The organism is Thermosulfuriphilus ammonigenes (assembly GCF_011207455.1).
In the GTDB taxonomy this organism is placed as follows: Bacteria; Desulfobacterota; Thermodesulfobacteria; order Thermodesulfobacteriales; family ST65; genus Thermosulfuriphilus; species Thermosulfuriphilus ammonigenes.
In genome coordinates this window covers 1006072-1028674 of sequence record NZ_CP048877.1, presented here as the reverse complement: position 1 = coordinate 1028674, position 22603 = coordinate 1006072, and the positions used below count along the sequence as shown (strand labels likewise).

Below are 22603 nucleotides of genomic sequence, written 5' to 3'. Positions count from 1 at the left end.
TCGGTATGGATCCAGAAGCGATAAAGGCCCTGGTTTTTGTCTGTGTTCCTTTTCCGATGCTCTACGAAAAGTATCTTCCCCTGGTCTTGGAGCATCGACTGAATCCCGAAGTAGGCCTGGACGATGGGGCCAGCTACCAGTTTCGCTGGGGCTCTTTCCAGAGGGTGGCCCGGATCCTTAAAAGCGAAGGCCTCAAGGTCACCATTCATGCTCCCTTTCTGGAGGTCTTGCCGGCTGCCAGTGATCCCCGGATAAGAAAGGTCTCCCTTGATAGACTCACCTGGGCCCTAAAGGTGGCCGAACTCTTTGAGGCCCGCTCCGTGGTCTGTCATAGTGGCTTTGTCCCCCAGTGGTACCGGGGTGAGGAGGAAAGGTGGCTTCTTACGGCCATGGAGAGCTTTGCCTATCTGGCCGAGAAGGCCGAGGCGGTGGGGATCCCCCTGATGCTGGAGAATGTCTTTGAGCCCACGCCGGAACTTTATCGTCGGATCTTTGAGGCCGTCTCCTCCCCGTATTTCAGGTTTTGCCTGGATGCCGGTCATCAAAAGGCCTTTGCCGGGGGTGATCTTAAAGACTGGCTCAAGGTATTGGGACCTTATATCGGCCAGCTCCATCTCCACGACAACACCGGCCACTGGGATGATCATCTTCCTGTGGGGGCCGGGAGTGTGGATTTTGAGGCAATTTTTGAGTACCTCTACCAGCGAGGCATCAGACCTATCATTACCCTTGAGCCCCATCGGGAAGAAGACGTCTATCCCAGTCTTGAGGGTTTGGGCCGCCTGTTTAAAAAGTACCCTCTTTTTTGAGGCGCCGGCCGATAGTCTCCAGAAGCTCAAGGTCGATGGGGCTGGGAGGCTCAAAACGAATCCCCATTCCCGGACGTCTCCGGCGCACGTGGGGGAGCCGTGTGTGCCACTCAACCTGCCCCTTAAGCTTAAGAGGGGGAAAGTCCAGGGGAAGAAGGATTTCCAAGGTCACCCTGGTGCCGGGAGGAAGGAGGTCTTCGCTGGCGACAAAGAATTCTCGCTGATTAAGCCCCTCAAGGAGGGGGCCCAGGAAGGCCTCTGGTTGACGAAAATCGAGCTTGAGGAGAACCCGTTTTTGATTGGCCATCTGACTCCTCAGCGAGAAGAGTTGCTTTTAAGGATATTTTTAGCCGACTTTAACAAAATGGAGCCCCCCAAAGCAAACTCTGTTTTTGCCCTCTTTTTCATCCTGAGGTAATATCCCTCGGCCAGGGGGTTCAAATGACTATCTTAGAAGAGATTTTGGCCCAAAAAGAGCTAGAGGTGGCCGCTCTTAAGGCTCGAGGGCTCAGTCAGCCGGAGGTCCTTCCGGAGGTTCGGCCCTTTAAGGAGGCCCTTGTTCGGCCTGGGATCTCCATTATCGCCGAGATCAAAAGGGCCTCTCCTTCCAAGGGGCTCATCGCCGCAGATTTTGATCCTGTGGCCATCGCCAGAGACTATGAAGCCGGCGGCGCGGCGGCTATTTCCGTCCTTACCGATAAAAAATACTTTAAGGGTTCCTTGGCCTATATTCCCCAGGTAAAGAGGGCTGTCACCCTTCCCATCTTGCGTAAAGACTTCATCATTGATGAAATCCAGATCGAAGAGGCCCGCTACGCTGGTGCTGACGCGGTGCTTCTGATTGTTGCCGCCCTTTCGCCGAGGAGGTTATCTGAACTCCTGGCCTGTGTCAGGAAGTGGGGGCTTGAGGCCCTGGTTGAAGTGCATGATGCCAGCGAACTCTCGGTGGCCATTTCCGCCGGTGCAGAGATCGTGGGGATTAACAACCGCAATCTTAAGGATTTTACCGTGGACATAGAGACAACTGTCCGCCTGAGACCCCTGATCCCTCAAGGGGTAGTGGTGGTCAGCGAAAGCGGCCTGAAAGGTCGGGAGGATATCCAGCGGCTTGAGGAGGTAGGCGTTGATGCCGCCCTTATTGGAGAGTCCCTGATGAGGGAGAAGAATCGAGTGGCCAAGTTGAGAGAGCTTCTGGGAAAGGGCAGGGAGGCGACATGAGCAAAGAGAAACCCTGGGCCGGCCGCTTTAAGGAGAAGACGGCCCGTTCGGTAGAGGAGTTTACTGTTTCGGTGGAGTTTGACTCCCGTCTGGCCTACTGGGACATCTTAGGCAGTAAGGTCCATGCCAGGATGCTGGCCAGGCAGGGAATCATCTCCGAGGAAGATGCCCAGAAGATCATTGAGGGTCTGGAGAAAATCTGGCGGGAGATCGAAAGCGGACGTTTCCGTTGGCGCTCGGAGCTTGAAGACGTCCATATGAATATTGAGGCCGCCCTGATCGAGCTCATTGGCCCTGCCGGGGCCAGGCTTCATACGGCCCGCTCTCGTAATGATCAGGTGGCAACCGATGTTCGTCTATACCTCCGGGATGAGATCGACGATCTTTGTCGGCGGCTCCAGGGCCTGCAGCAGGCCTTGGTGGATAAGGCTGAGGAGAATATTCAGGTGATTATGCCTGGGTTTACCCATCTTCAGCACGCCCAGCCCATTCTTTTTGCCCACCACCTGATGGCCTATTTTGAGATGTTCCAGCGTGATCGGGAACGTCTGGCCGACTGTCGCCGCCGGCTTAACTATTGCCCTCTGGGGTCGGCGGCCCTGGCTGGAACTGGCTTTCCTGTTGATCGCCACTTTGTGGCCCGCGAGCTGGGGTTCACGGCCCCCTGTGCTAACAGTCTGGATGCCGTCTCTGACCGGGATTTCATTATTGAGTTTTTGGGGGCGGCAGCCCTGATAATGATGCACCTTTCCCGACTCAGTGAAGAGCTTATCCTCTGGATGAGCTCGGAGTTTGCCTTTGTGGATCTCCCGGACGCCTACTGTACCGGGAGCTCCATTATGCCCCAGAAAAAAAACCCCGATGTTCCAGAACTTATCCGCGGAAAATCTGGGCGGGTCTTCGGCCATCTCCTCTCTCTTCTTACCACCATGAAGGCCCTGCCCCTGGCTTACAATCGAGACATGCAGGAGGACAAGGAGCCCCTTTTTGATACCGTAGATACCGTCAAGACCGCTGTGGCCATCATGGGCGAAATTGTGGCTCACCTTAAGCCCCGGCCGGAACGAATGCGAGAGGTCTGTGAAGAGGGGTTTCTTACCGCCACGGATCTGGCAGACTACTTGGTGGAGAAGGGGCTGGCCTTCAGGGAGGCCCACGCTGTAGCCGGAAGGGTTGTTGCCTACGCCCTAGAGAGGGGACGACGGCTCTGGGAGCTGAGTCTTGAGGAGTTGCGTCGCTTCTCCGAGCTTATTGACGAAGATCTGCTGGAGCGTCTCTCCATCGAGGGATCGGTGGCCAGGAGAAACTCCTTTGGTGGGACGGCCCCTGAGCGGGTAAAAGAGGCCATCGCTTCGGCTCGAACCAGACTTAGCCAGGATGAGACTTAGGGCTTTAGGCCTTTGGCTGATTCTGTTTAGTATTCTCGCTGGCTGTGGCCGCAAGACCCCTCCTCTTCCTCCCGAACAGGTGGCCCCTCGTCAGGTCACCGGTCTTCGCTACGAACTCCGCGTCTCCGGAGTCAAGCTTACCTGGAAGGTCCCTCGACGCACTCTGGCCGGAACCCCAGTTGGACACCTTAAGGGCTTTGAAATCCTGAAAACGGAAAAAGTCATCGGCCAAGGGCTTACCAGAAGCTTTAAGATCTTCGTTCCCGTGGATCGTGATCTGGATAAGGTCTCTAGCTTTGGCTATGAGGATAGCAATCTGCGTTCTGGTTGCCGTTATGTCTATCGGGTCCGGGCCGTAAGGGGATTTCGCTCAGTGGGGCCGTTTTCGGCTCCGGTCTCCTTTAGCTGGCACAGTCCTCCGGGCCCCCCGGAGGGGCTGCGCCTGGAGGCCTGGGATCGAAAGATCTATCTCTTTTGGCGTCCGCCACAGTCCTTTCTTGATGGTACGCCTGTTGACCTTCCCCTAAGGTATCGCCTCTGGCGTGGACCATCCCCCGAGGCCCTAAAACCCCTTGCCGTACTGGTAGATGGTACTTCCTTTTTTGACGGCTCGGTGGAGAACGAAATCCGTTTTTGTTACCGGGTGGCGGCGGTTATTCAGTTTTACGGCACCTGGATTGAAGGGGCCCCGACGGAGGTTCTCTGCGCCATTCCTCATGACCTCACCCCCCCTTCAGCCCCCCGGGCCCTGGTGGCTGTGCCGGTGCCAGAAGGGATCTGGCTCCGTTGGCGGGAGGCCCCGGAGCCTGACGTTGCTGGGTATCGCGTCTATCGGGCCAGAAAAGGAAAGAAGTTTGTCCCTATTCATCAGGGGCTGATTGCCCGACCGGAGTACATAGATCGGACCTTGCCAGGGCCGGGAGTCTATGTTTATCGGGTAACGGCCGTAGATGATTCTCCCCGGGCCAACGAGAGCCCTCCGTCGGCGCCGGTGGAGGTGGAATATAAATCAAAGGAGAGGTAGCCGCCATGCACCACTTCTGGTATCCCCGCAAGGAGCTCTACTGCGAAAACGTTCCCGTGGGAGAGATAATCGAAAAGTTTGGCACTCCCTGTTACATTTACTCTCTGGCCACCCTGGAACGCCATTATCAGGCCTTCGATCAGGCCTTCTCCTCGGTAGGACATCTGGTCTGTTATTCAGTCAAGGCTAACTCCAACCTGGCCATTCTGGCGGCCCTGGCCCGTCTGGGGGCCGGGGCGGACATTGTTTCCGGTGGGGAACTCTACCGGGCCATTAAGGCCGGTATTCCGGCAAGCAGGATTGTTTTCTCCGGGGTGGGGAAAACAGAGGCTGAGATCGAGGCCGCCCTCAAGAGCGATATCCTCATGTTTAACGTGGAGTCTCTTCAGGAGCTAGAGCTCATCGGTCAGATGGCCAGCCGGATGGGCAAAGAGGCCCGGGTGGCCCTGAGAATCAATCCGGATGTGGACCCCCAGACCCATCCCTATATCTCCACCGGGCTAAGGAAAAACAAGTTTGGTCTCCCTCTAGATCAGGCCCTGGAGGGATATCGTTTGGCCCGGGAGATGCCGGGCCTTTCGCCGGTAGGGGTGGACTGTCATATCGGCTCTCAGATCACCGAGCTGAGCCCCTTTCTCGATGCCCTGAAGAGGGTCAAAGAGTTTATCTCTCAGCTCGAAGAAGAGGGGATCAAGATTCGCTATCTGGATCTGGGAGGTGGTTTGGGGATTCCCTATCGGGATGAGACTCCGCCTCATCCCACTTACTATGGTCAGGCCTTGGTCAAGGAGCTCAAAGGCCTTCCCTATACTCTGATCCTTGAACCAGGCCGGGTGATTGTAGGTAACGCCGGTATCCTGGTGACTCGCGTTCTTTATACCAAGGACACCGGTGAGAAGCGATTCGTTATTGTCGATGCCGGCATGAATGATCTGGCTCGACCTTCCCTTTATGGCTCCTACCACGAGATTGTTCCGGTGCGGCGGGAGGAAAGAGAGACCGTGGTCGTGGATGTGGTTGGGCCCATCTGTGAGTCGGGGGATTTTTTGGCCCGGGAACGGCCTCTGCCTGAGGTGGCCCCAGGGGATCTTTTAGCGGTTATGAGCGCCGGGGCCTATGGCTTTGTCATGGCCTCCAACTATAACTCTCGCCCCAGGCCGGCAGAGGTTCTGGTAAAGGGAGATCAGTTCTATCTGGTTCGAGAAAGGGAGAGCTACGATGATCTAATTCGCGGAGAAATAATCCCCTGGGAGGACGGCCATGCTTAGCTTTGCCAAGCTTTCCGGCAGTGGCAACGATTTTATCCTCATTGCCAACATGGACCGGGCCATTCACCCCTCAGCGGCTCCGAGCCTGGCCAAGACCCTTTGCCGGCGGGGGTTTTCTGTGGGGGCCGATGGTCTCATCCTCCTTGAGCCGGCCACCCTGGCTGAGGCTCACTTTGCCTGGCGCTTCTTTAATGCCGACGGTAGCGAGGCGGAGATGTGTGGAAACGGTGGACGTTGCGCCGCCAGGTTTGCCTACGTAAAGGGCATCGCTCCGGCCCAAATGGTCTTTGAGACCGGGGCGGGCCTTGTTCGGGCTGAGGTTATGGGTGAGCGGGTGAAACTGGAGATGACCCCTCCTCGAGATCTGACTTTAGACAGAAAACTGGCCTTGGCTGAGAAGCAGATCTTTTACAGCTTCGTCAATACCGGGGTCCCCCATGTAGTCGTTGAAGTAAACGATATAGATAAGGCCCCTCTTAAGGAGCTAGGCCCTCAGATTCGTTTCCATCCCCAGTTTTCTCCCGCAGGGACCAATGTCAATTTCGTCGCTTTAGATGGAGAGAGAATTTTTATCCGGACTTACGAAAGGGGTGTTGAGGACGAGACCCTGGCCTGCGGCACCGGGGCTTGTGCTGCCGCCTTGGTGTTGGGGGCCAAGGGACAGGTTTCTTCTCCGGTGGAGGTGGTCACCCGGGGAGGAGAGATTCTTCGGGTTTATTTTTCTCTTGATGCCCACGGTCCAAAAGAAGTATTCCTTGAGGGCATAGCCAGATTTATTTATCAGGGGAAGCTTTTTCCGGAGGCCCTCTCGGGTCTGAGTCTTTAAAAGAAGGAGGAAGGTATGGCCAGAGCATGTAAGTCCAAGGCAAAGGGGTGTGCCAAAAAGAAGGGAAGCAGCAAAGTATTTGAAGGGGCCATTGTGGCCATTGTAACTCCTTTTAAAGATGGGCAGGTAGACGAGGAAACCTACCGCCAACTCATTGAATGGCACATCAAAAGTGGCACTCACGGCATCGTTCCTGTGGGTACTACCGGTGAGTCGGCCACCCTCTCTCACGATGAGCATAAAAAGGTTATTGAAATCTGTGTTGATCAAGTGGCTGGCAGGGTGCCGGTGATTGCCGGGGCTGGCTCCAACAACACGGCTGAGTCTCTGGATCTGGCCAAATTCGCCGAATCTGTGGGGGCCGACGCCGTGCTTATGGTTACCCCTTACTACAACAAGCCCACTCAGGAGGGCCTTTACCAGCATTACAAGACAGTGGCCGAGGCCATCAAGATTCCGATCATCGTTTACAATGTCCCCGGCCGGACAAGTGTTAATCTTTTGCCAGAGACTGTAGCTCGACTGGCCAAGATCAAAAACATCGTTGGAATTAAGGAGGCCTCGGGGGATCTGAAACAGGTCTCCAAGATCATCCAGCTCTGTGGCCCCCGGTTTACCGTCCTCTCGGGCGACGATCCCACGGCCTTTCCTACCATGGCCCTTGGCGGCCGGGGAGTGATCTCCGTGGCCTCTAACGTTATTCCTAAGGAAATGGCCCAGATGATGAATTACTGCCTCAAGGGTGATTGGGATAAGGCCAGACGTCTCCACTATAAGTATTTTTCCCTTTTTACCGGGCTATTTATTGAGACCAATCCTGTGCCGGCTAAAACCGCCCTTCACCTTATGGGCAAGATTCCCTCTCCTGAGGTCCGTCTGCCCTTGGCTCCTATGAGTGAGGCCAACCTGGAGAAGCTCAAGGAGATTTTGTCTGCCTGTAAGCTTATCTAATCTGCTGAGAGCTTTGAGAACTTTGAGGGGGGAGTAAATGAGAAATAATATTGTCTTTTGGTTTTTGTTCGGCCTCTTTTTACTGGGAAGCAGTTTTGCTGAAGCCGGCATGCTTATTGTTCAGCAGTCTCCTTCCGGTGAGGAGCTTACCTGGGCCTGTGAAGGGGCCAAGTTCCGGATGGGCAACAAAGAGGTCTATACCGTTATGGATGCCGACAGCCAGCGGATCTATACCGTCATGGTCAAGGAGCGAGAATATACCGTGTCCACCGCCGCCGAAGTCCGCAGGCAAATGGAGGAGATGCAAAAACAACTCTCCCGCCTGAAAACCCTGGAGAAAAAGTTTAAGGGTTTAGGAAAGCTATTTGGCGGGAAAAAAGAGGAAAAGCCCCAGGATTCATCTTCTCTGGGGCCCAAGGTCACCTATAAGCCAACCGGAGATAAAAAACATATTGCTGGTTATAAGGCCCTTAAGGTTCTCCAGCTGGAAGATGGCCATCCGGTAGCCGAACTCTGGGTCTCTGAGGCCCTGGCCAAAGATATCGCTCAGGCCTGCGACTACTCTAAGCTGGAGGCCATGATCAAGGCCATGACCCCCGAGGGGCAACAAATGGCTGTCTATGAGAAGGGGAGGCCCAGGGTAGGGCCTTTTAAGGGAGAGGGAATCTCTGGCTTTCCGGTTAAGGTGGTTGATATGGCCCAAGGTAAGGAGATTTTGCGCCTTATCAAGGCAGAGAAAAAGAGACTTTCCTCCTCTTATTTTAAAGTTCCTGAAGGCTTCAAGAGGCTGGAGGTTGGAAAGTCGGGGGCAAGTCCCTTTTAGGAGGTGAAGTATGGTTAAGGCTATCGTTGCCGGGGCCGCCGGTCGCATGGGTGGCCGCATAATCCACAATATCGTTCAGACCGAAGGAATCGAGCTGGTGGGAGCCTTTGAACACCCTCAATCCCCTGCAGTGGGTAAAGATGTAGGCGAGGTAGTGGGGCTCCCCAAAATGGGAATTGTTGTCGAGGATTCTCTAGAAAAGGTCATCGAGGCTGGGGAGGTGATCATCGACTTTACCTTTCATGAAGCCTCCCTTAATCACGCCCGTATAAACAGCAAATACGGCAAGGCCATGGTTATTGGGACCACAGGTTTCAGTAAGGAGGAATTAGAAGAGATTCACCGTCTGGCTCAAGAGTCCTTTCCTCTAGTTCAGGCCTACAATATGAGCACCGGTATTAACCTTCTTTACAAACTGGTGGAGTTGACAGCCCAGGTGCTCTCTGAGGGCTTTGATATTGAAATCGTTGAGGCCCATCATCGGCTAAAGAAAGACGCCCCTAGTGGTACGGCCATCGCCCTGGCCAATGTTATCGCCAAGGTGAAAGGCTGGGATGACTCTCGTTTTCGCTTCTGTCGGCAAGGGCTTATCGGTGAGCGCCCTGAAGAAGAGATCGGCATTCAGACTATCCGCGGAGGGGATATTGTCGGTGAGCACACGGTGTTTTTCGCCGGAATAGGTGAACGAATCGAACTCACCCATAGAGCCTCCAGCCGGGATACCTTTGCGCGAGGGGCAGTGCGGGCGGCCAAGTGGGTTGTTGGCCAGCCCAAAGGGGTCTATGACATGCATGATGTCCTGGGGCTTAAGTAAGAGGAGGCCTGGGTGGGCATCATCGTTGACCGAGGGGAGATCTATGTGGCCAGGACTTACCAGCGCTTTCCGGTAGCCTTTGTCCGGGGGCAAGGGAGTCGTCTCTGGGACGAAGAGGGCCGGGAGTATTTGGATTTTGTCTCCGGGATTGCCGTTTGCGCTTTAGGGCACTGTCCAGAAGTGGTGGTTGAAGCCATCAAGGATCAGGCCCAGCGCCTCCTTCATACCTCCAATCTTTACTGGACTGCCCCTCAGACCGAAGTGGCCCAAATTCTGTGTGAGAATTCCTTTGCTGACCGGGTCTTCTTTGTTAATAGCGGGGCCGAGGCGGTAGAGGCCGCCTTTAAATGTGCCCGGCGCTACAGCTATCAGAAATATGGCCCGGGTCGCCATGAGATCATCGCCCTATGGCATTCCTTCCATGGCCGGACAATGGGGGCCCTCTCTCTTACCGGGCAGAGGAAATACTGGGAGGGCTTTGAGCCCCTGGTGCCGGGGGTCAAGCATGTCCCGCCTGAGGATATTTCGGCCTTGACCGAGGCTATCGGTCCGGCCACCTGCGCTGTAATCCTTGAGCCCATTCAGGGTGAGGGAGGGGTAAGACCCCTTTCGGCTGACTATCTGCTTGAGGTCCGCCGTCTTTGTGACGAGCACGATCTGGTTCTCATCTTCGACGAGATCCAGGTGGGGTTGGGGCGCACCGGCCATCTTTTTGCCTATCAGGGGCTGGGGATAGAGCCTGACCTCCTCACCCTGGCTAAGGCCCTCGGAGGGGGCCTTCCCATCGGGGCTCTCCTTGGTCGGGAGAGGGTTATGTCTGCCTTGGTTCCCGGCAGTCATGCCTCCACCTTTGGAGGTAATCCGGTGGCCTGTGCGGCGGCCAAGGCCGTACTGGAGACCCTCCTTGGCCCGGATTTTCTGGATGAAGTTCGTCTCAAGGGAGCCCAGCTGGCCAAGGCCCTGGAGAGACTAAGAAGAGACTTTCCGGAACTTGTTCTTGATGTCCGCGGTCGCGGTCTTATTTGGGGGCTGGAGCTCTCCTTTCCCGCCAAGGAGTTGGCTGATCGTCTCTTTGAGCGCCGGATACTTACTGTGCCTGCGGGAGAAAAGGTTTTACGATTTCTGCCTCCCCTTACCGTGGCCTACCGAGAGATTGATGCCGTAGTGGCCGCGGTGAAAGAGGTTCTTGGGGAGAGAGGCTCATGATCTCCCTTAAAGAAAGAGGAGAGGAGGCCCTTTCTGCCAGCCTGGCAGCCAAAAGCTCCCTGCTTAAGGAAGAGGGGCTTTTGGCTACCGAGACCTTCTGCGCCTGGTGTGAGGAGGCCTTTCGGCGAGGCGGCCGGCTCTTGATTTTTGGAAACGGAGGAAGCGCCGCCGATGCCCAGCACATGGCCGCTGAGCTTGTCAATCGCTTTCGCCTCGAGCGTTCGGCCCTGCCGGCCCTGGCCCTGACTACAGACACCTCCATCATCACCAGTGTGGCCAATGATTACCATTTCTCCCAGGTATTTGCTCGACAGCTAGAGGCCCTCGGTCAGCCGGGAGATGTGGCCCTGGGGATCAGTACCAGCGGGGAGTCGGAGAACGTCTACCAGGCCTTAAAGGTGGCCCGGGCCAGGGGGTTAAAAACGGCCGCCCTTACCGGTCAGGGGGGCGGTCGGCTAAGGGAGGTGGCCGAACTGGTGATTGCCGTGGCCTCTCAGGAGACTCCCCGGATCCAGGAGGCCCATATTTTCTGGATTCACCTGGTCTGCGAAGTCCTGGAGGAGGCCATCTTTGGGGCTAAAGATTGAAAGACCAGTTCTCTTCTGTTATCCCTTCCAAACCTGAAGCAGTCTTCTCTTAAGGAGAATATGATGCGTACCAGATATCAAATCCTCCGGGCCCTCAAACACCGACCGATGACCTTCTGGCAACTGGTCAATCTCCAAGATGCCCATCTGGTAGAGTTCCTTGAGGCCCTCAAAGATCTTCTGGATTCCGGCCAAATAGATTATCAAGATGGCCTATTTCGTCTCCGCGTCGATGTTCCCTATCAGCCTCGTCGGGAAGTTATCTGTCGGACCTGCGGCATAGGGGTGGAGCTCCGGGACTACTTTGGCCGGATTCTGGAGCTTTTTCTGGAGGAGACCAAAGATCGGCCTCTTCCGGTAAGTGACTTTGATCAGGGATTTGTCCGTCCTCAGGATACGGTGGCTCGTCTGGCCTATATGTACGAGCGGGGAGATCTCGAAGATCGGGAGATTTTCATCCTCGGTGATGATGATCTCCTTTCGGTAGCCATTGGCCTTACAGGTATGGCCCGGCGGGTGACAGTAGTCGAGGTGGATGAGCGAATTACGACCTTTATTCGAGATTTTGCTCAACGGCACGATCTGGATAACATTGTCGTTCGGGAATACAACGTCTTGGAGAACCTGCCCCCTGAGGAGAGGGGAGCCTACGATACCTTTGTCACGGATCCGGTGGAGACCAACAAGGGCCTTTTTCTTTTTGTGGGGCGTTGTCTTGAGACCTTAAGGGGGCCAGGAGCGGCTGGTTACATGGGGTTCACCCACCGGGAGGCCAGTCTTAAAAAATGGCAGCGGCTCGAGGAGTTCGTCATTAAGGCGGGTATGGTTATTACCGACATTCTGAGGGATTTTGCTACCTACCCAGAGCGAGAGAACCAGTGGGAGGAATTCTACGAGACCTATGAGATCATGAAAAAACTGGATCTTCCCATGCCTGATTGCGACTGGTATAAATCGGCCTTTGTTCGTATGGAGGCCGTGGCCCCGGTGAGTGTTCCGGAGTTTGATCCTCCAGGTGACCTCAAAGAGCTTTACTTTGACGATGAATCCTGGGCCACCCCTCATCCTAGTTTCATGAAAAAGGACTAGGCCTGTCCGATTAGCTTTAAGAATTCTTCCTCACTAATGGTTCGGACACCCAGGCGTCGGGCCCGTTCGTATTTAGAACCCGGTCTCTCGCCTACAACGACATAATCCACCTGGCGAGAAACCGAAGAGCCCACCCGACCTCCCAGCTCCTGGACTCGACGTTTGGCCTCTTCTCTGGTCATCGAGGAGAGGGCTCCAGTGAAGACAAAGGTCATGCCGGCCAGGGGCTTTTCTTGTGGTTTTTTCTCGGCCTCTTTGAAATGGATACCTGCCTCTAACAAGCGTCGGATGCGTTCTCGATTGTGTTTGTCTCGGAAATATTCAACAATGGAGGTGGCCACCTCGGGACCAATTCCCTCAATGGAGAGAAGGTCTTCCAGGCGGGCCTCCATAAGGCGATCCAGGCTTTTGAAGTGTTCGGCCAGGATCTGGGCTGTGACCTCCCCTACGTGCCTGATTCCCAGGGCGTAAATGAATCGGGCCAGGGTGGTTTCTTTGCTTTTTTCTATGGCCCGGATGAGATTTTGGGCCTTCTTTCGGGCAAACCCTGGAAGCTGCTCCAGGTCTTCTTCCTTGAGTTGATAAATATCGGCTACGTCCCGAACAAGGCCCATATCTACCAGGAGCTTGGCCACCTTCTCTCCCAGGCCCTCGATGTCCATGGCTCCTTTGCTGGCGAAGTGAATGACGGAGCGAACCAGCTGGGCATAGCAGTTTTTGTTGGGACATCGCCAGATGGCCTCGCCGGGTTTGCGGACCAGCTTTGAGCCGCAGATGGGGCAGTGACGAGGCATCTGGAAGGGACGCTCCTGACCGGTACGGCGTTCCTTGATGACACTGACAATCTCCGGAATAACGTCTCCCGCCCGCTGGACCAGCACCCAATCTCCCACCCGGACATCCTTACGGCGGACTTCGTCTTCGTTGTGAAGGGTGGCCCGGGAGACAATTACCCCCCCTACCTTAACTGGTTTGAGGATAGCCACCGGGGTTACGGCCCCGGTCCGGCCGACGCTGACGATAATATCCAGCACCTGGGTGGTGGCTTGGGTGGGTTCAAACTTGAAGGCCAACGCCCAACGGGGGCTCCGGGCCTTGGTCCCCAGGCGTTCCTGAAGCTCAAGATCGTTGACCTTAATGACCACACCGTCGATCTCGTAGGGGAGCCTCTCCCTTAGGCGATCCATCTCTCGATGGTATTCGATGGCCGCCCTGATACCCTTTACCAGACGAACATGAGGGTTTACCCGGAATCCCCACTTGGGCAGTGTGGTCAGGATCTCCCACTGGCTTCTGAAGGTATAGCCTTCAACCAGCCCCACCCCATAGCAGAAGATGTCAAGGGGCCTCCTGGCGGTAACGTTGGGGTCCAGCTGGCGCAGAGAACCGGCAGCAGCGTTACGCGGGTTAGCAAAGGGCGGCTCCCCCTGCTCCAGCCTTTGGCGGTTAAGTTCTCTGAACCGGTCTTTATCCATGTAAACTTCACCCCGAACATCAAGCCGCCGGGGAATGGGGACACCATCCAGGCTGAGAAGCCTTAAGGGGATAGATTTTATGGTCTTTAAGTTGTTGGTCACATCTTCGCCTACATAGCCGTCTCCCCGGGTGGAGCCCACGGTGAAAAGGCCATTCTCATAGACAAGATCCACTGCCAGGCCGTCTATTTTAGGCTCACAGGTGTAGTCGATCTCTTCGTCTTCAGGAAGGTTAAGGAAGCGTTTTAGGCGGCGGTCAAACTCCAAGACCTCCTCTTCGGTGAAGGCATCGTCCAGGGAGAGCATGGGGACCGAGTGAGGCACCTGACGGAACTCTTCGGCCGGGGCAAAGCCTACCCTCTGGGTAGGTGAGTCTGGCGTTATAAGCTCGGGGTACTTTTCCTCCAGCTCCTTTAGCTCCCGCATTAGAGCGTCATATTCGGCGTCGGAGATCACCGGGGAATCCAGGACGTAGTAGCGGTAATTGTGGTAGTTGATCTCCTCCCGGAGTTTTTTGACCCGTTCGACGATCTCCCTGGGGACGGCCATCATAACCCTCCCTTCTCGGGGTTAAAATTCCGCCAGCTCAATGGTTTCTTTGAGAAAGGCGGCGAAATCTTCTAATTCTTTACGATAATCTTCGCCAAGATGGATGTGAATGACCTGCCGCTCCAGATCAGAGAGGGCCTGAAAGTCGCCGTAGGCCTGGGCAAACTGGAGATCCCAAAGGGTATAGCCCTCACCGGGAACCATCTGCTCTTCCTTGCGCCCCCGGCGGGTAAAAATAAAAAATGAGCCGGTTTTGGGGCCTCCCTTATGCAGCTGCCCGCTGGAGTGGAGATACCGGGGGCCAAAGCCGAACATGGTTGAACACTGTCGCCTTGTCCGGACCATGGTTCGCAAGTCGGTAAAGAACTCTTCTAACTCGGCATCGTAGGGAAGATAGGCCAGGAAGGCCACATATGACCAGGGGGAGAGGGAGAGGAAAAATTTTCTTATGGCCAGCTTGAGGCTGGGGGTGTCTCCCAGGATGCGCGAGGTGATGAAGGCGTGGCCAGTGCGATCATCGAGGCCAAATTCTACTCCGAAGTCCCCGGTCTCTTTGAAGAGCTTAAGGATCTCGGCGGTCTTGCGTTTGGCCCGAATGACATCGGGTTCATCAAAAGGGTTAATATCCATAAAGTAGCCTACCAGGGCCGTGGCCATCTCCCAGCGGAAACACTCGGCCCCGATTTCATAGCGATCCTCCCACCAGTGGTTGACCAGCGGAAATTCATTTTGTTTGAGCTCAGAGAGCAGTCGGCCATAAATGTCGCGCCGGCCTTCGAGGCCCAGGTTGACAAAAAAACGATCTGGGCCGTAAACCGTAGGGGAACCGGGGGCTTCTCCGACGATAGGCACCACCCCGATGCCCGTCTTTCCGGTGCTTTCAGCCACCAGTTGCTCTATCCAGAGCCCGTAGGGGCGGATCAAAGGATCGGCCAGGATAGTCAGTTTGTCCCGCTCGAGGATGAAGTTTTCGCCGATATATTCGGCCAGTTTGGCCGCCGGATTGTACTCCCAGGGTACCTCCGGGCCACAGACGGTGGCCATCTCCTGGGCGGCCTTAAGGAGTCTTTCAAGGTCAAGCCCCATAAGGCCAGCGGGCACTAACCCAAAGTAGGAGAGGGCCGAGAAACGGCCTCCGACATCAGGAGGAGCCAGAAAGAGGCGCCGGAATTTTCTTTCTTCGGCGGTCTTGGCCAAAGGGGTCCCGGGGTCGGTTATGGCCGCAAAGTTTCCCCCCGGCTGATCCATAAGGCCCTCCAGTCGGCCCCAGAAGTACTTAAAGAGGCTGACCACCTCGATGGTTGTTCCGGATTTGGAGGCTACCAGGAAGAGGACTTTCTTGAGATCAAAATCGTCTTCCAGCTTGGCCACCTCTTCAGGATCTGTAGTATCCAGGACGAAAAAGTAGGGATAACCGGGCTGGGGGCCAAAGATCTTACTCAGGGTGAGGGCAAAGAGACTGGAGCCTCCCATGCCCAGGAGGCAGACGGCCTCGAACTCTTCTTTGACCTCCTCACTAAAGGAGCGGATCTCATCGATGCTTTTGGCCATGGCCTCTGGTAAATCCAGCCAGCCAAGGCGATTGCTGATGGCCTTCTGGACCTCTTCGTCACCACTCCATAGGCTGGCGTCTTTTTCCCAGAGGCGGTGGAGGATAAGGGATTTCTCTGATTCGCTAAGCTTAGAGGGACGAACAAACATACAAAGACCTCCTTGGATGATCTGACATCACGGAACAATAGCGTCTGATAGACGAAAATCAGCCCAGATATTAAAGCTAATATCCCCCGGTAATGCAAAACTTTTTCTCTGTTGGCTGTTCTTGACAGCCAGAGGGAGAGCTTTAGCTTGATAATGATTTTGGTTTCTCTTTCCTTGATTTAACAAACACCTTAAGGAGGCCAGGATGAGGGTTCTGATCCTTGCGGCCAATGGTTTTGAAGACAGTGAACTTCTTTGTCCTATGTACCGTCTGGCCGAGGCCGGCTATCAGGTGGATATTGCTTCCCTGGAGTGGGGAGAGATAACCGGCAAAAGGGGCTACAAGGTAGCGGCCAATCTCTCGGTGGATGATGTTTCACCCGATGGCTATCGCCTTCTTCTTATCCCTGGAGGCAAAGCCCCGGCGGCCCTGAGAGAGAATGGTGCTGTCCTTGAATTGGTGCGTCAGTTTGCCGCGGCCCGCAAACCAATCGCCGCCATCTGTCATGGTCCGCAGGTTCTTATATCTGCAGGCCTGCTCAAGGGGCGTCGGGCCACAGCCTACAAGACGGTGGCTTCCGAACTTAAGGCGGCTGGAGCCCTTTATGAGGACAGCCCTGTGGTGGTAGATGATATCTTTATTACCTCTCGGATGCCTTCGGACATCCCTTTCTTTATGAAGGAGATCATCAGAATTCTTTCTGAGGGGAGGGGAGGTTGTGCTTAAAACGGACTATCTCATTTTGGGTGGAGGTTATGCCGGGGTTCCCCTGGCCTATCGTCTGGCCCGTAAAGGAGAAGATTTTCTTTTGGTTAATCGCCGTCCCTATCAGACTCTGGCTGCCCTCCTTCCGGAGTTGATTACCGGCTCAATCTGTGAGGAAGAGGGGATCATCTGGCTCAAGCCTCTCCTTAAAAAGGTTCTGGTGGCCGAAGTCAGAGAGATAGATCTCTCCGGCCGACGAGTGGTCGCCCTTGACCACGGACGGGAGTCGGTACTTGTTGGTTGGAGAAAGGCCCTGGTGATCTGTCTGGGGTGGGAGCCGGATGTCCGTTTCCCGGCCAAGGGGGTCTGCTTTGTCCGCGAACTCCCGGATGCCTTCATGGCCCGCCGGGCCCTTTACCTTCAGGAGGGGCAGAGGGTGGTTATCTGTGGCGGCGGTTTTGTAGGGGTCGAGTATGCCGGGGAGATCGCTACAGACCTGGGGATCAAGCTGGGGCTGGAGATCCATCTCGTTGAAGCGGCCCCGGACCTTCTCTCTGGCCTGCCGCCTGAGGCTAGAAAGAAGGCCCGCTCGGTTCTCGAAGAACGGGGGGTTAAGATTCACACCGGGGTTCCGGTTGAGGCCATCGATAAAGGGCGTTTGGTCCTCAAAGACGGCACAGAGATTCCAGGTGACCTTTTCCTCTGGGCTGCTGGGGTGAGGGCCAGCAGGGTGCTGGAGGCTTCGGGGTTTGAGGTTGATGAGCGGGGCCGGGCCCTGGTGGACGAGTATCTTAGGGCCCAAGGTCGGGAGGATGTCTTTGTTTTAGGAGACTGTGCAGGCACAGGTCTTCCCATGCTGGGACAGATCGCCGTCCAGCAGGGAAAGTTTCTGGGGGAATATCTTCCCCAAATAGTCTCTGGTCAGGAGCCTCCCCCGCCCCGGTTTGCTTACAAGGGGCTGGTGGTCAGCCTGGGAGAGGCTGAAGCCGTAGCTGCCCTGGGAGATCGGGTTTCCTTCTCTGGGATGCTGGCCGTGGTTCTTAAAAAAATTCTGGGTAAGAAATACTTCTTAGATATACGAATCTGACCTTTTCCTACCCAGACCTTGCAAGTTGATCCATTCCCTTCTGGCAAGGCCCAGGAAGGATATGCTATCTTTAACGAGCTAGATCCAGAACGATCAAGTCAAGGAGCCAAAAATGGAGGACAAAGAAAAGCCACTTTATCATCCTGGATCTTCCCTCCCTCCTTATGAGGAGGAGATTGACTTAGCTGACATTTTTGCCGTCTTGTGGCGTCGAAGGCGGTTTATTTTAGGATTTACCTCCTTGTGTTTGTTAGTGGCTGGACTTTATTGCTTTCTCTCCAAACCTCTTTACAAGATATCTATGCAAATTCGTCCAGGAATAACTGGATTTGACAATGAAGGAAATCCGATTTCTGACTGGACGGTGGAGGATCTTCAGTCTTGGATAAATGAAAAGGCTTACATAAGTTTCTTGCTAAAAGAATTTAAAGGGAAAGAAATGTCAGAAATAAAGGCTAAAAGTCTTCGGAAAGGGACTTTAGTGACTTTGACTATGTATCATTCTGATCCTTCTTTAGGGCAGAAAATTTTGAATAAGGTAGTTCAATCTTTTGCTTCTGATGCTGAGGAAGGTCAGCTAAATAAACTCGGGTTTTCTCGACAGAAAGTCACCAATAAAATAGCTACTCTAAGAAGAAAAAGAAATCTGGCTCTTAAAGAGAAAGAGAGAAGAATCCATGCTTTAAAAGATGCAGAAGATCGTTCTCGAAGGCTCAGGGAAAAAATAAGCAAGATTGAAGAAAATGCTGCTGATTTACTTTTAGTTAGTAGAAATTTTGTTCAAACGGAAGAAAGCTATTTCCTTATTCAGGCAAACATTATTCAACAAAACGTTCTTTACTCTAACTTAAATCAATACTTAAATAGCATCAATGAAGAGGTTCTCCTTCTTCGAGAGGAAGTTTCTTCTTTAGATGAGGAAATAACTAGTTTGGAGGCACAAATTGCTGACTGGAAGGCCAGACTGGCCCTCCTTTCTCCAGTAGAGATAATTCAGCCTCCTTTTGCCTCTCCAAAACCGGTAAAACCAGAAAAGGCCAAAATTCTGGCCCTATCTTTAGTAGCAGGGCTCTTTATGGCTGTATTTCTGGCCTTCTTCCTGGAATTCTTGGAGAAGAGCCGAGATAAGATCAGACAGCAGGCCTAGTCCTCAAGCTCCGTTAGATCCACAAAGTTTCCTAAAAGCTCATAGAGAATGGGACGCATCTGCTCGTAGAGGTCATGGTCGCCGAGGATGGCCTCCTTGGTCTGGATATAAGGGGCGTCGATGATCTCATGTTCGCAGTGTTCCACCAAGGCGGCGACGTTTTCAGGACCTACCTCTAGGTGAAACTGAAGCCCCAGGACATAGTCCTCATAGAGAAAGGCCTGGTTTTCGCAAGCCTCTGATCTGGCCAGGTGCACGGCCCCTGAGGGGATCTCGAAGGTATCCCCATGCCAGTGAAAGGCCAGAAAGCGGTCAGGTATATCCTGAAGGAGGGGGTGGTCCCGGCCTTCTTCCGTAAGCTCTACCGGAAACCAGCCAATCTCTTTGTAGCGGTTGCTTCTGACCTCAGCTCCCAGAACAGCGGCCAAGAGCTGAGCCCCAAGACATATCCCTATACAGGGGATCTTCTCTTTAAGGGCCTGATTGAGAAATCTCTTCTCCTCCACCAGCCATGGGTAGGCCTCTTCGTCGTGAACTCCCATGGGGCCTCCCATGACCACTAAAAGATCAATCTCCCCCGGGGGGGGAAAGCCGTCTCCACCGTAGAGAGCCGTTCTGGAGATTTCAAAACCGGCATCCTGGGCCCAGTCAAGGATAAGCCCGGGGGTCTCAAAGGGGACGTGCTGAAGATAATGGAGACGTTTCATCGGGCCAGGGCCTCCTTTCTCCCTTCGGCCTGCCCTGGGGCCCAGGCCTTGAGGCGGTATCGGGCGGCCAGATCCTTGCGCCGCAGATATGCCTCCCGCACCAGAGCCATATCGGCCACAAAGTGGGGAAGCTCCTCCAAGGTCAGAGCCTGAGGGCCATCACAAAGAGCCTCCTCCGGTCGGGGGTGAAATTCTACCAGGATCATATTGGCCCCGGCGATGATTCCCTGGGCGGCGGCATGGAAGATATCAAGAATACCATCGGGGGCCCATTCCTTGATGCCTACCGAATGGGTAGGATCCACACAGACAGGCAGCCTGGTCAGGCGCTTGATTACCGGTACATGGCCAAAATCTATCAGGTTGCGATGGGGGTCTCCTAAATTGGTCTTTACCCCCCGAAGACAGAAGATGATATTACGATTTCCTTCACTGGCGATGTATTCACAGGCATTAAGGGCCTCTTCAATGGTGATGCCCATTCCCCTCTTGTAAAGGACCGGAAATTCATCCTGCTGGCCCACGGCCTTAAGAAGCTCAAAGTTCTGGGCATTGCGAGTGCCAATCTGAAGCATAATTCCTGTAGGCCGACCGGCCTCCTCTAAGGCCTGCCTTATTTCTTCAATATGGGATTCCTTGGTCACCTCCATGGCAATACAGCGAATATTATATTTGCCGGCCAGCTCAAAAAGCCAGGGAAGACACTTTTTACCATGCCCCTGGAAGGAGTAGGGGTTGGTGCGGGGTTTGTAGGCCCCCATCCGGCTGGTGCTGATCCCCATCTCCTTTAAGGCGGCAAAGATTCGGGCCACATTTTCCCGGGTGTCAACGGCGCACAGACCGGCAAAGATATGGAAAGAATCCTGGTCAAAGTGGAGACCATTGTAGTCAAACCCAAAACCCTCCAGCTCCTCCTGGTGGCGACCAATGAGACGGTACTTCTTGGAGACCCGGATGACCTTTTCTACGCCAGGAAGGGCCTGAATCTCCTCATCGGGAATGTGGGCTGTCGGGCCAATTACGTAGAGTTCCATGACGGTGCGGGTGGTGCCTCTGATGCCTGAGAGACGGGTGGTGATGCCCTCGTATTGGTGAAGCACATCAAGGATGCGCTTTACCTCTGGGCCGTGGGGGTCAAGATCCTGCTTGAGAATGATAATCATTTTATTTCTCTCCTAAATATAAGTGTCTTTTAATTTTTTCTGTAAGCCTGAGGCGCAAAAGGGACAAACTTGTCAAAAGGCCAATCCTCTGGTAAGGGAAAAGGTGATGTTTTTGCGCTTAAAGATCCCGCCAATTTCATTGGGGACATAATTATTTTTCACCTGGCTTTTTCTTTGTAATTTTCCAACTTTTGCTACTCTAAAAGATCTCTATCTAAGGGGTGTCCGATGCTGGGAAATTTTATCACAGACATCAGGGATGTTGAAGTCTTCGGTCCCGGAGTAAACCTGAGGGGTCTGGAGAAGGTCACGGATTTTTTCCCTTTTAAGGCCACAGAGTACTATCTGTCTCTTATAGACTTCAATGATCCTCAGGATCCTCTCCGACGTATTATCCTTCCTGACGAGGAGGAGTGCCAGCAATGGGGGCGCCTTGATCCCTCAAACGAGAGCTCCTACACCGTTGTTCCTGGTCTTCAGCACAAATATGGCTCCACGGCCCTCATCCTCTTCAGCAACCTTTGTCTGGGTTTCTGCCGTTACTGCTTCCGTAAGCGTCTTTTCCTTGAAGGGCGTCAGGAAAGGGTGGTTGATCTTGACGAGGCTATTCGCTATATCCGTGAGCACCCTGAGATTACCAATGCCATTTTAAGCGGTGGTGACCCTCTGGCCCTCTCAACCGCCCGCATTGAAGAAGCCCTGGCTCGGCTTCGGGAGATAGACCATCTTCAGATTATTCGGGTGGGAACCAAATGTCTGTCTTACAACCCGGCCCGGGTCATCAACGACCGTCGGCTTATAGAGGTCATCAGCCGCTATAGCGGCGCCGGAAAGAAGATATATATCATGGCCCATTTTGATCATGCCCGGGAGATTACTCCTGAGGCTGAGAGGGCGGTCCATATGCTTCTTCGGGCCGGCGCGGTGGTTCTCAACCAGACTCCTATCATCCGTGGAGTTAACGACACCCCTGAGGCCCTGGCCGGACTTTTCCGCCGGCTCTCTTCCATAGGAGTGGCCCCGTACTATGTCTTCCAGTGCCGGCCAGCAGTGGGCAACAAACCCTATGCTGTGCCCATTGAAGAGGCCTATCACATATTCGAAAGGGCCAGATCCTTGGGCTCCGGGCTAGACAAGAGGGCCCGATACGTTATGTCCCACGCCTTAGGAAAGATAGAAATCGTCGGCCTTACCGAGGATCAGGTCTTCTTTAAGTTCCACCGTGCTGCCGACAACTCGGATAGCGCCCGCTTTATGATCTACCGTCGCAACCCCAAGGCCTACTGGTTTGACGATTATGAAGAGGCTGTATCCGAGTATCCTCTTAGCCTGGTAAGTGGCTGTTACGGCCCGGAGTAATCAAACCTCGGTGACCTCTAACCACAGGGGCACAGCATGGGTGGCCGGGCCAAGCTCCTCGGTGGGCCCCAGACGCCAGCCGGTTATCCTTAAGCCATCTAGCTGGCGGTTAAGCTTTTCTACCAGGCCAGAGACATTTATCACCGGATGGCGAGCGAAGACCTCAGGGAGCCCATATGTCAGATGACAGGCTAGGCAGCGTCCTGGTCTTTGGCGAAGCTCAAAATCTAGCCTGATGAGCCCTCTTTCTTCATCAAACCAGCGATAGACCAGGAAAATATCGTAGGCTCCTTCCTCCGGGTCACCAAAGAGGGCCTCGAAGAACTGATTGGCTCTTTCCGGGGGAAAGAGTTTCTGTAAGAGAGCCTCAGAGAATAGTTGGCGCCGCTGGTCATCCATGAACTTGCCTCCCCGTTTGAGGATTTTCCCTCTTCAGTAAAAAGGACTTTAATTTTAGTGTTTCAAAATGCAAAGCGGCTCTACTCTCAAAAAACCTCTTTTGTCTCTAAGAGAGTAAGGTTTTAAGGAAAGAGTATAAAATTCATAACTATTCGCTTAAAAATGTTTTCCGGCTTAAAGAGGCGGGTATTTGAGGAAGGCTATCGATGGTGCCGAAGGGGGGAGTCGAACCCCCACGGGCATTAGCGCCCACTAGATCCTGAATCTAGCGCGTCTGCCAATTCCGCCACTTCGGCACGACTTTTTT

General features: G+C 54.2%; 22 protein-coding genes and 1 tRNA gene. 16 read left to right on the top strand and 7 right to left on the bottom strand.

Going from position 1 to position 22603, the window contains the following annotated elements; all coding sequences use genetic code 11:
• Positions 1-5: 5 nt before the first annotated feature.
• A complete protein-coding gene (locus G4V39_RS05035; protein ID WP_166031891.1) occupies positions 6-809 on the top strand; it encodes a sugar phosphate isomerase/epimerase family protein in 804 nt (267 codons plus the stop codon).
• On the opposite strand, the gene G4V39_RS05030 is transcribed toward G4V39_RS05035, so the two are convergent.
• Entirely contained in the window at positions 787-1116 is a 330-nt protein-coding gene (locus G4V39_RS05030; protein WP_166031890.1) for a PilZ domain-containing protein, read from the bottom strand. The two genes, G4V39_RS05035 and G4V39_RS05030, sit on opposite strands and share 23 nt — an antisense overlap.
• Positions 1117-1250: 134 nt before the next feature.
• Here G4V39_RS05030 and trpC point away from each other — a divergent pair, with 134 nt between their 5' ends.
• The 11 genes from trpC to G4V39_RS04975 all read left to right on the top strand — a co-directional run bounded on the left by trpC (position 1251) and on the right by G4V39_RS04975 (position 12003).
• Positions 1251-2027, top strand: a complete 777-nt coding sequence (trpC, locus tag G4V39_RS05025) for an indole-3-glycerol phosphate synthase TrpC (RefSeq protein ID WP_166031889.1) — start codon at positions 1251-1253, stop codon at positions 2025-2027.
• Complete coding sequence (argH, locus tag G4V39_RS05020; protein WP_166031888.1) at positions 2024-3415, top strand: argininosuccinate lyase; 1392 nt, start codon at positions 2024-2026, stop codon at positions 3413-3415. The genes trpC and argH overlap by 4 nt, the downstream gene beginning before the upstream one ends.
• A complete protein-coding gene (locus G4V39_RS05015; RefSeq protein ID WP_166031887.1) occupies positions 3405-4439 on the top strand; it encodes a fibronectin type III domain-containing protein in 1035 nt (344 codons plus the stop codon). Before argH ends, G4V39_RS05015 begins: the two co-directional genes overlap by 11 nt.
• Positions 4440-4444: 5 nt before the next feature.
• Positions 4445-5707 carry a diaminopimelate decarboxylase gene (gene lysA / locus G4V39_RS05010; RefSeq protein WP_166031886.1) on the top strand — a complete coding sequence of 421 codons (1263 nt, stop codon included), beginning with the start codon at positions 4445-4447 and terminating at the stop codon, positions 5705-5707.
• On the top strand, positions 5700-6533 hold the full coding sequence (gene dapF / locus G4V39_RS05005) for a diaminopimelate epimerase (protein ID WP_166031885.1): 834 nt from the start codon (positions 5700-5702) through the stop codon (positions 6531-6533). Before lysA ends, dapF begins: the two co-directional genes overlap by 8 nt.
• 15 nt (positions 6534-6548) lie before the next feature.
• Positions 6549-7484: a 4-hydroxy-tetrahydrodipicolinate synthase gene (gene dapA / locus G4V39_RS05000; RefSeq protein WP_166031884.1), complete on the top strand. Its 936-nt coding sequence runs from the start codon at positions 6549-6551 to the stop codon at positions 7482-7484.
• Between the two features lie 37 nt (positions 7485-7521).
• On the top strand, positions 7522-8307 hold the full coding sequence (locus G4V39_RS04995) for a DUF4412 domain-containing protein (protein WP_166031883.1): 786 nt from the start codon (positions 7522-7524) through the stop codon (positions 8305-8307).
• A 10-nt stretch (positions 8308-8317) separates the two neighbouring features.
• Positions 8318-9121, top strand: coding sequence for a 4-hydroxy-tetrahydrodipicolinate reductase (dapB, locus tag G4V39_RS04990; protein ID WP_166031882.1), 804 nt, complete (start codon positions 8318-8320; stop codon positions 9119-9121).
• A gap of 12 nt (positions 9122-9133) precedes the next feature.
• Complete coding sequence (locus tag G4V39_RS04985) at positions 9134-10327, top strand: aspartate aminotransferase family protein (protein WP_166031881.1); 1194 nt, start codon at positions 9134-9136, stop codon at positions 10325-10327.
• A complete protein-coding gene (locus tag G4V39_RS04980; protein ID WP_166031880.1) occupies positions 10324-10914 on the top strand; it encodes a D-sedoheptulose-7-phosphate isomerase in 591 nt (196 codons plus the stop codon). The genes G4V39_RS04985 and G4V39_RS04980 overlap by 4 nt, the downstream gene beginning before the upstream one ends.
• A 63-nt stretch (positions 10915-10977) precedes the next feature.
• Positions 10978-12003, top strand: coding sequence for a bis-aminopropyl spermidine synthase family protein (locus G4V39_RS04975; protein ID WP_246169761.1), 1026 nt, complete (start codon positions 10978-10980; stop codon positions 12001-12003).
• On the opposite strand, the gene ligA is transcribed toward G4V39_RS04975, so the two are convergent.
• Both ligA and G4V39_RS04965 read right to left on the bottom strand, forming a co-directional pair.
• Positions 12000-14030 (bottom strand): NAD-dependent DNA ligase LigA, encoded by a 2031-nt coding sequence (gene ligA / locus G4V39_RS04970; protein ID WP_210412189.1) that lies wholly within the window; start codon positions 14028-14030, stop codon positions 12000-12002. The genes G4V39_RS04975 and ligA overlap by 4 nt on opposite strands.
• 18 nt (positions 14031-14048) lie before the next feature.
• Entirely contained in the window at positions 14049-15728 is a 1680-nt protein-coding gene (locus tag G4V39_RS04965; protein WP_166031877.1) for a phosphoheptose isomerase, read from the bottom strand.
• A gap of 205 nt (positions 15729-15933) precedes the next feature.
• On the opposite strand from G4V39_RS04965, the gene G4V39_RS04960 reads away from it, so the two are divergent.
• From G4V39_RS04960 to G4V39_RS04950, 3 genes are all read left to right on the top strand, one after another.
• Positions 15934-16455: a type 1 glutamine amidotransferase domain-containing protein gene (locus G4V39_RS04960; RefSeq protein WP_166031876.1), complete on the top strand. Its 522-nt coding sequence runs from the start codon at positions 15934-15936 to the stop codon at positions 16453-16455.
• Complete coding sequence (locus G4V39_RS04955; RefSeq protein WP_166031875.1) at positions 16448-17521, top strand: NAD(P)/FAD-dependent oxidoreductase; 1074 nt, start codon at positions 16448-16450, stop codon at positions 17519-17521. The genes G4V39_RS04960 and G4V39_RS04955 overlap by 8 nt, the downstream gene beginning before the upstream one ends.
• A gap of 112 nt (positions 17522-17633) precedes the next feature.
• Positions 17634-18668 (top strand): Wzz/FepE/Etk N-terminal domain-containing protein, encoded by a 1035-nt coding sequence (locus G4V39_RS04950; RefSeq protein WP_166031874.1) that lies wholly within the window; start codon positions 17634-17636, stop codon positions 18666-18668.
• Here G4V39_RS04950 and G4V39_RS04945 read toward each other — a convergent pair.
• Both G4V39_RS04945 and G4V39_RS04940 read right to left on the bottom strand, forming a co-directional pair.
• Positions 18665-19375, bottom strand: a complete 711-nt coding sequence (locus G4V39_RS04945) for a type 1 glutamine amidotransferase (RefSeq protein WP_166031873.1) — start codon at positions 19373-19375, stop codon at positions 18665-18667. The two genes, G4V39_RS04950 and G4V39_RS04945, sit on opposite strands and share 4 nt — an antisense overlap.
• On the bottom strand, positions 19372-20538 hold the full coding sequence (locus tag G4V39_RS04940) for a 3-deoxy-7-phosphoheptulonate synthase (RefSeq protein WP_166031872.1): 1167 nt from the start codon (positions 20536-20538) through the stop codon (positions 19372-19374). The genes G4V39_RS04945 and G4V39_RS04940 overlap by 4 nt, the downstream gene beginning before the upstream one ends.
• A gap of 228 nt (positions 20539-20766) precedes the next feature.
• On the opposite strand from G4V39_RS04940, the gene G4V39_RS04935 reads away from it, so the two are divergent.
• On the top strand, positions 20767-21897 hold the full coding sequence (locus G4V39_RS04935; RefSeq protein ID WP_166031871.1) for a KamA family radical SAM protein: 1131 nt from the start codon (positions 20767-20769) through the stop codon (positions 21895-21897).
• On the opposite strand, the gene G4V39_RS04930 is transcribed toward G4V39_RS04935, so the two are convergent.
• Together G4V39_RS04930 and G4V39_RS04925 are read right to left on the bottom strand one after the other, a co-directional pair.
• Positions 21898-22296, bottom strand: coding sequence for a pancreas/duodenum homeobox protein 1 (locus G4V39_RS04930; protein WP_166031870.1), 399 nt, complete (start codon positions 22294-22296; stop codon positions 21898-21900).
• 207 nt (positions 22297-22503) lie between these two features.
• Positions 22504-22592: transfer RNA gene (locus tag G4V39_RS04925), tRNA-Leu, on the bottom strand.
• Positions 22593-22603: the final 11 nt, after the last annotated feature.

Excerpts from the sequence above, each read along its gene's own strand:
- G4V39_RS05035 (WP_166031891.1), top strand. The coding sequence starts at position 6 with ATGGATCCAGAAGCGATAAAGGCCCTGGTTTTTGTCTGTGTTCCTTTT.
- G4V39_RS05030 (WP_166031890.1), bottom strand. The coding sequence starts at position 1,116 with ATGGCCAATCAAAAACGGGTTCTCCTCAAGCTCGATTTTCGTCAACCA.
- trpC (WP_166031889.1), top strand. The coding sequence starts at position 1,251 with ATGACTATCTTAGAAGAGATTTTGGCCCAAAAAGAGCTAGAGGTGGCC.
- argH (WP_166031888.1), top strand. The coding sequence starts at position 2,024 with ATGAGCAAAGAGAAACCCTGGGCCGGCCGCTTTAAGGAGAAGACGGCC.
- G4V39_RS05015 (WP_166031887.1), top strand. The coding sequence starts at position 3,405 with ATGAGACTTAGGGCTTTAGGCCTTTGGCTGATTCTGTTTAGTATTCTC.
- lysA (WP_166031886.1), top strand. The coding sequence starts at position 4,445 with ATGCACCACTTCTGGTATCCCCGCAAGGAGCTCTACTGCGAAAACGTT.
- dapF (WP_166031885.1), top strand. The coding sequence starts at position 5,700 with ATGCTTAGCTTTGCCAAGCTTTCCGGCAGTGGCAACGATTTTATCCTC.
- dapA (WP_166031884.1), top strand. The coding sequence starts at position 6,549 with ATGGCCAGAGCATGTAAGTCCAAGGCAAAGGGGTGTGCCAAAAAGAAG.
- G4V39_RS04995 (WP_166031883.1), top strand. The coding sequence starts at position 7,522 with ATGAGAAATAATATTGTCTTTTGGTTTTTGTTCGGCCTCTTTTTACTG.
- dapB (WP_166031882.1), top strand. The coding sequence starts at position 8,318 with ATGGTTAAGGCTATCGTTGCCGGGGCCGCCGGTCGCATGGGTGGCCGC.
- G4V39_RS04980 (WP_166031880.1), top strand. The coding sequence starts at position 10,324 with ATGATCTCCCTTAAAGAAAGAGGAGAGGAGGCCCTTTCTGCCAGCCTG.
- G4V39_RS04975 (WP_246169761.1), top strand. The coding sequence starts at position 10,978 with ATGCGTACCAGATATCAAATCCTCCGGGCCCTCAAACACCGACCGATG.
- ligA (WP_210412189.1), bottom strand. The coding sequence starts at position 14,030 with ATGATGGCCGTCCCCAGGGAGATCGTCGAACGGGTCAAAAAACTCCGG.
- G4V39_RS04965 (WP_166031877.1), bottom strand. The coding sequence starts at position 15,728 with ATGTTTGTTCGTCCCTCTAAGCTTAGCGAATCAGAGAAATCCCTTATC.
- G4V39_RS04960 (WP_166031876.1), top strand. The coding sequence starts at position 15,934 with ATGAGGGTTCTGATCCTTGCGGCCAATGGTTTTGAAGACAGTGAACTT.
- G4V39_RS04950 (WP_166031874.1), top strand. The coding sequence starts at position 17,634 with ATGGAGGACAAAGAAAAGCCACTTTATCATCCTGGATCTTCCCTCCCT.
- G4V39_RS04945 (WP_166031873.1), bottom strand. The coding sequence starts at position 19,375 with ATGAAACGTCTCCATTATCTTCAGCACGTCCCCTTTGAGACCCCCGGG.
- G4V39_RS04940 (WP_166031872.1), bottom strand. The coding sequence starts at position 20,538 with ATGATTATCATTCTCAAGCAGGATCTTGACCCCCACGGCCCAGAGGTA.
- G4V39_RS04935 (WP_166031871.1), top strand. The coding sequence starts at position 20,767 with ATGCTGGGAAATTTTATCACAGACATCAGGGATGTTGAAGTCTTCGGT.
- G4V39_RS04930 (WP_166031870.1), bottom strand. The coding sequence starts at position 22,296 with ATGGATGACCAGCGGCGCCAACTATTCTCTGAGGCTCTCTTACAGAAA.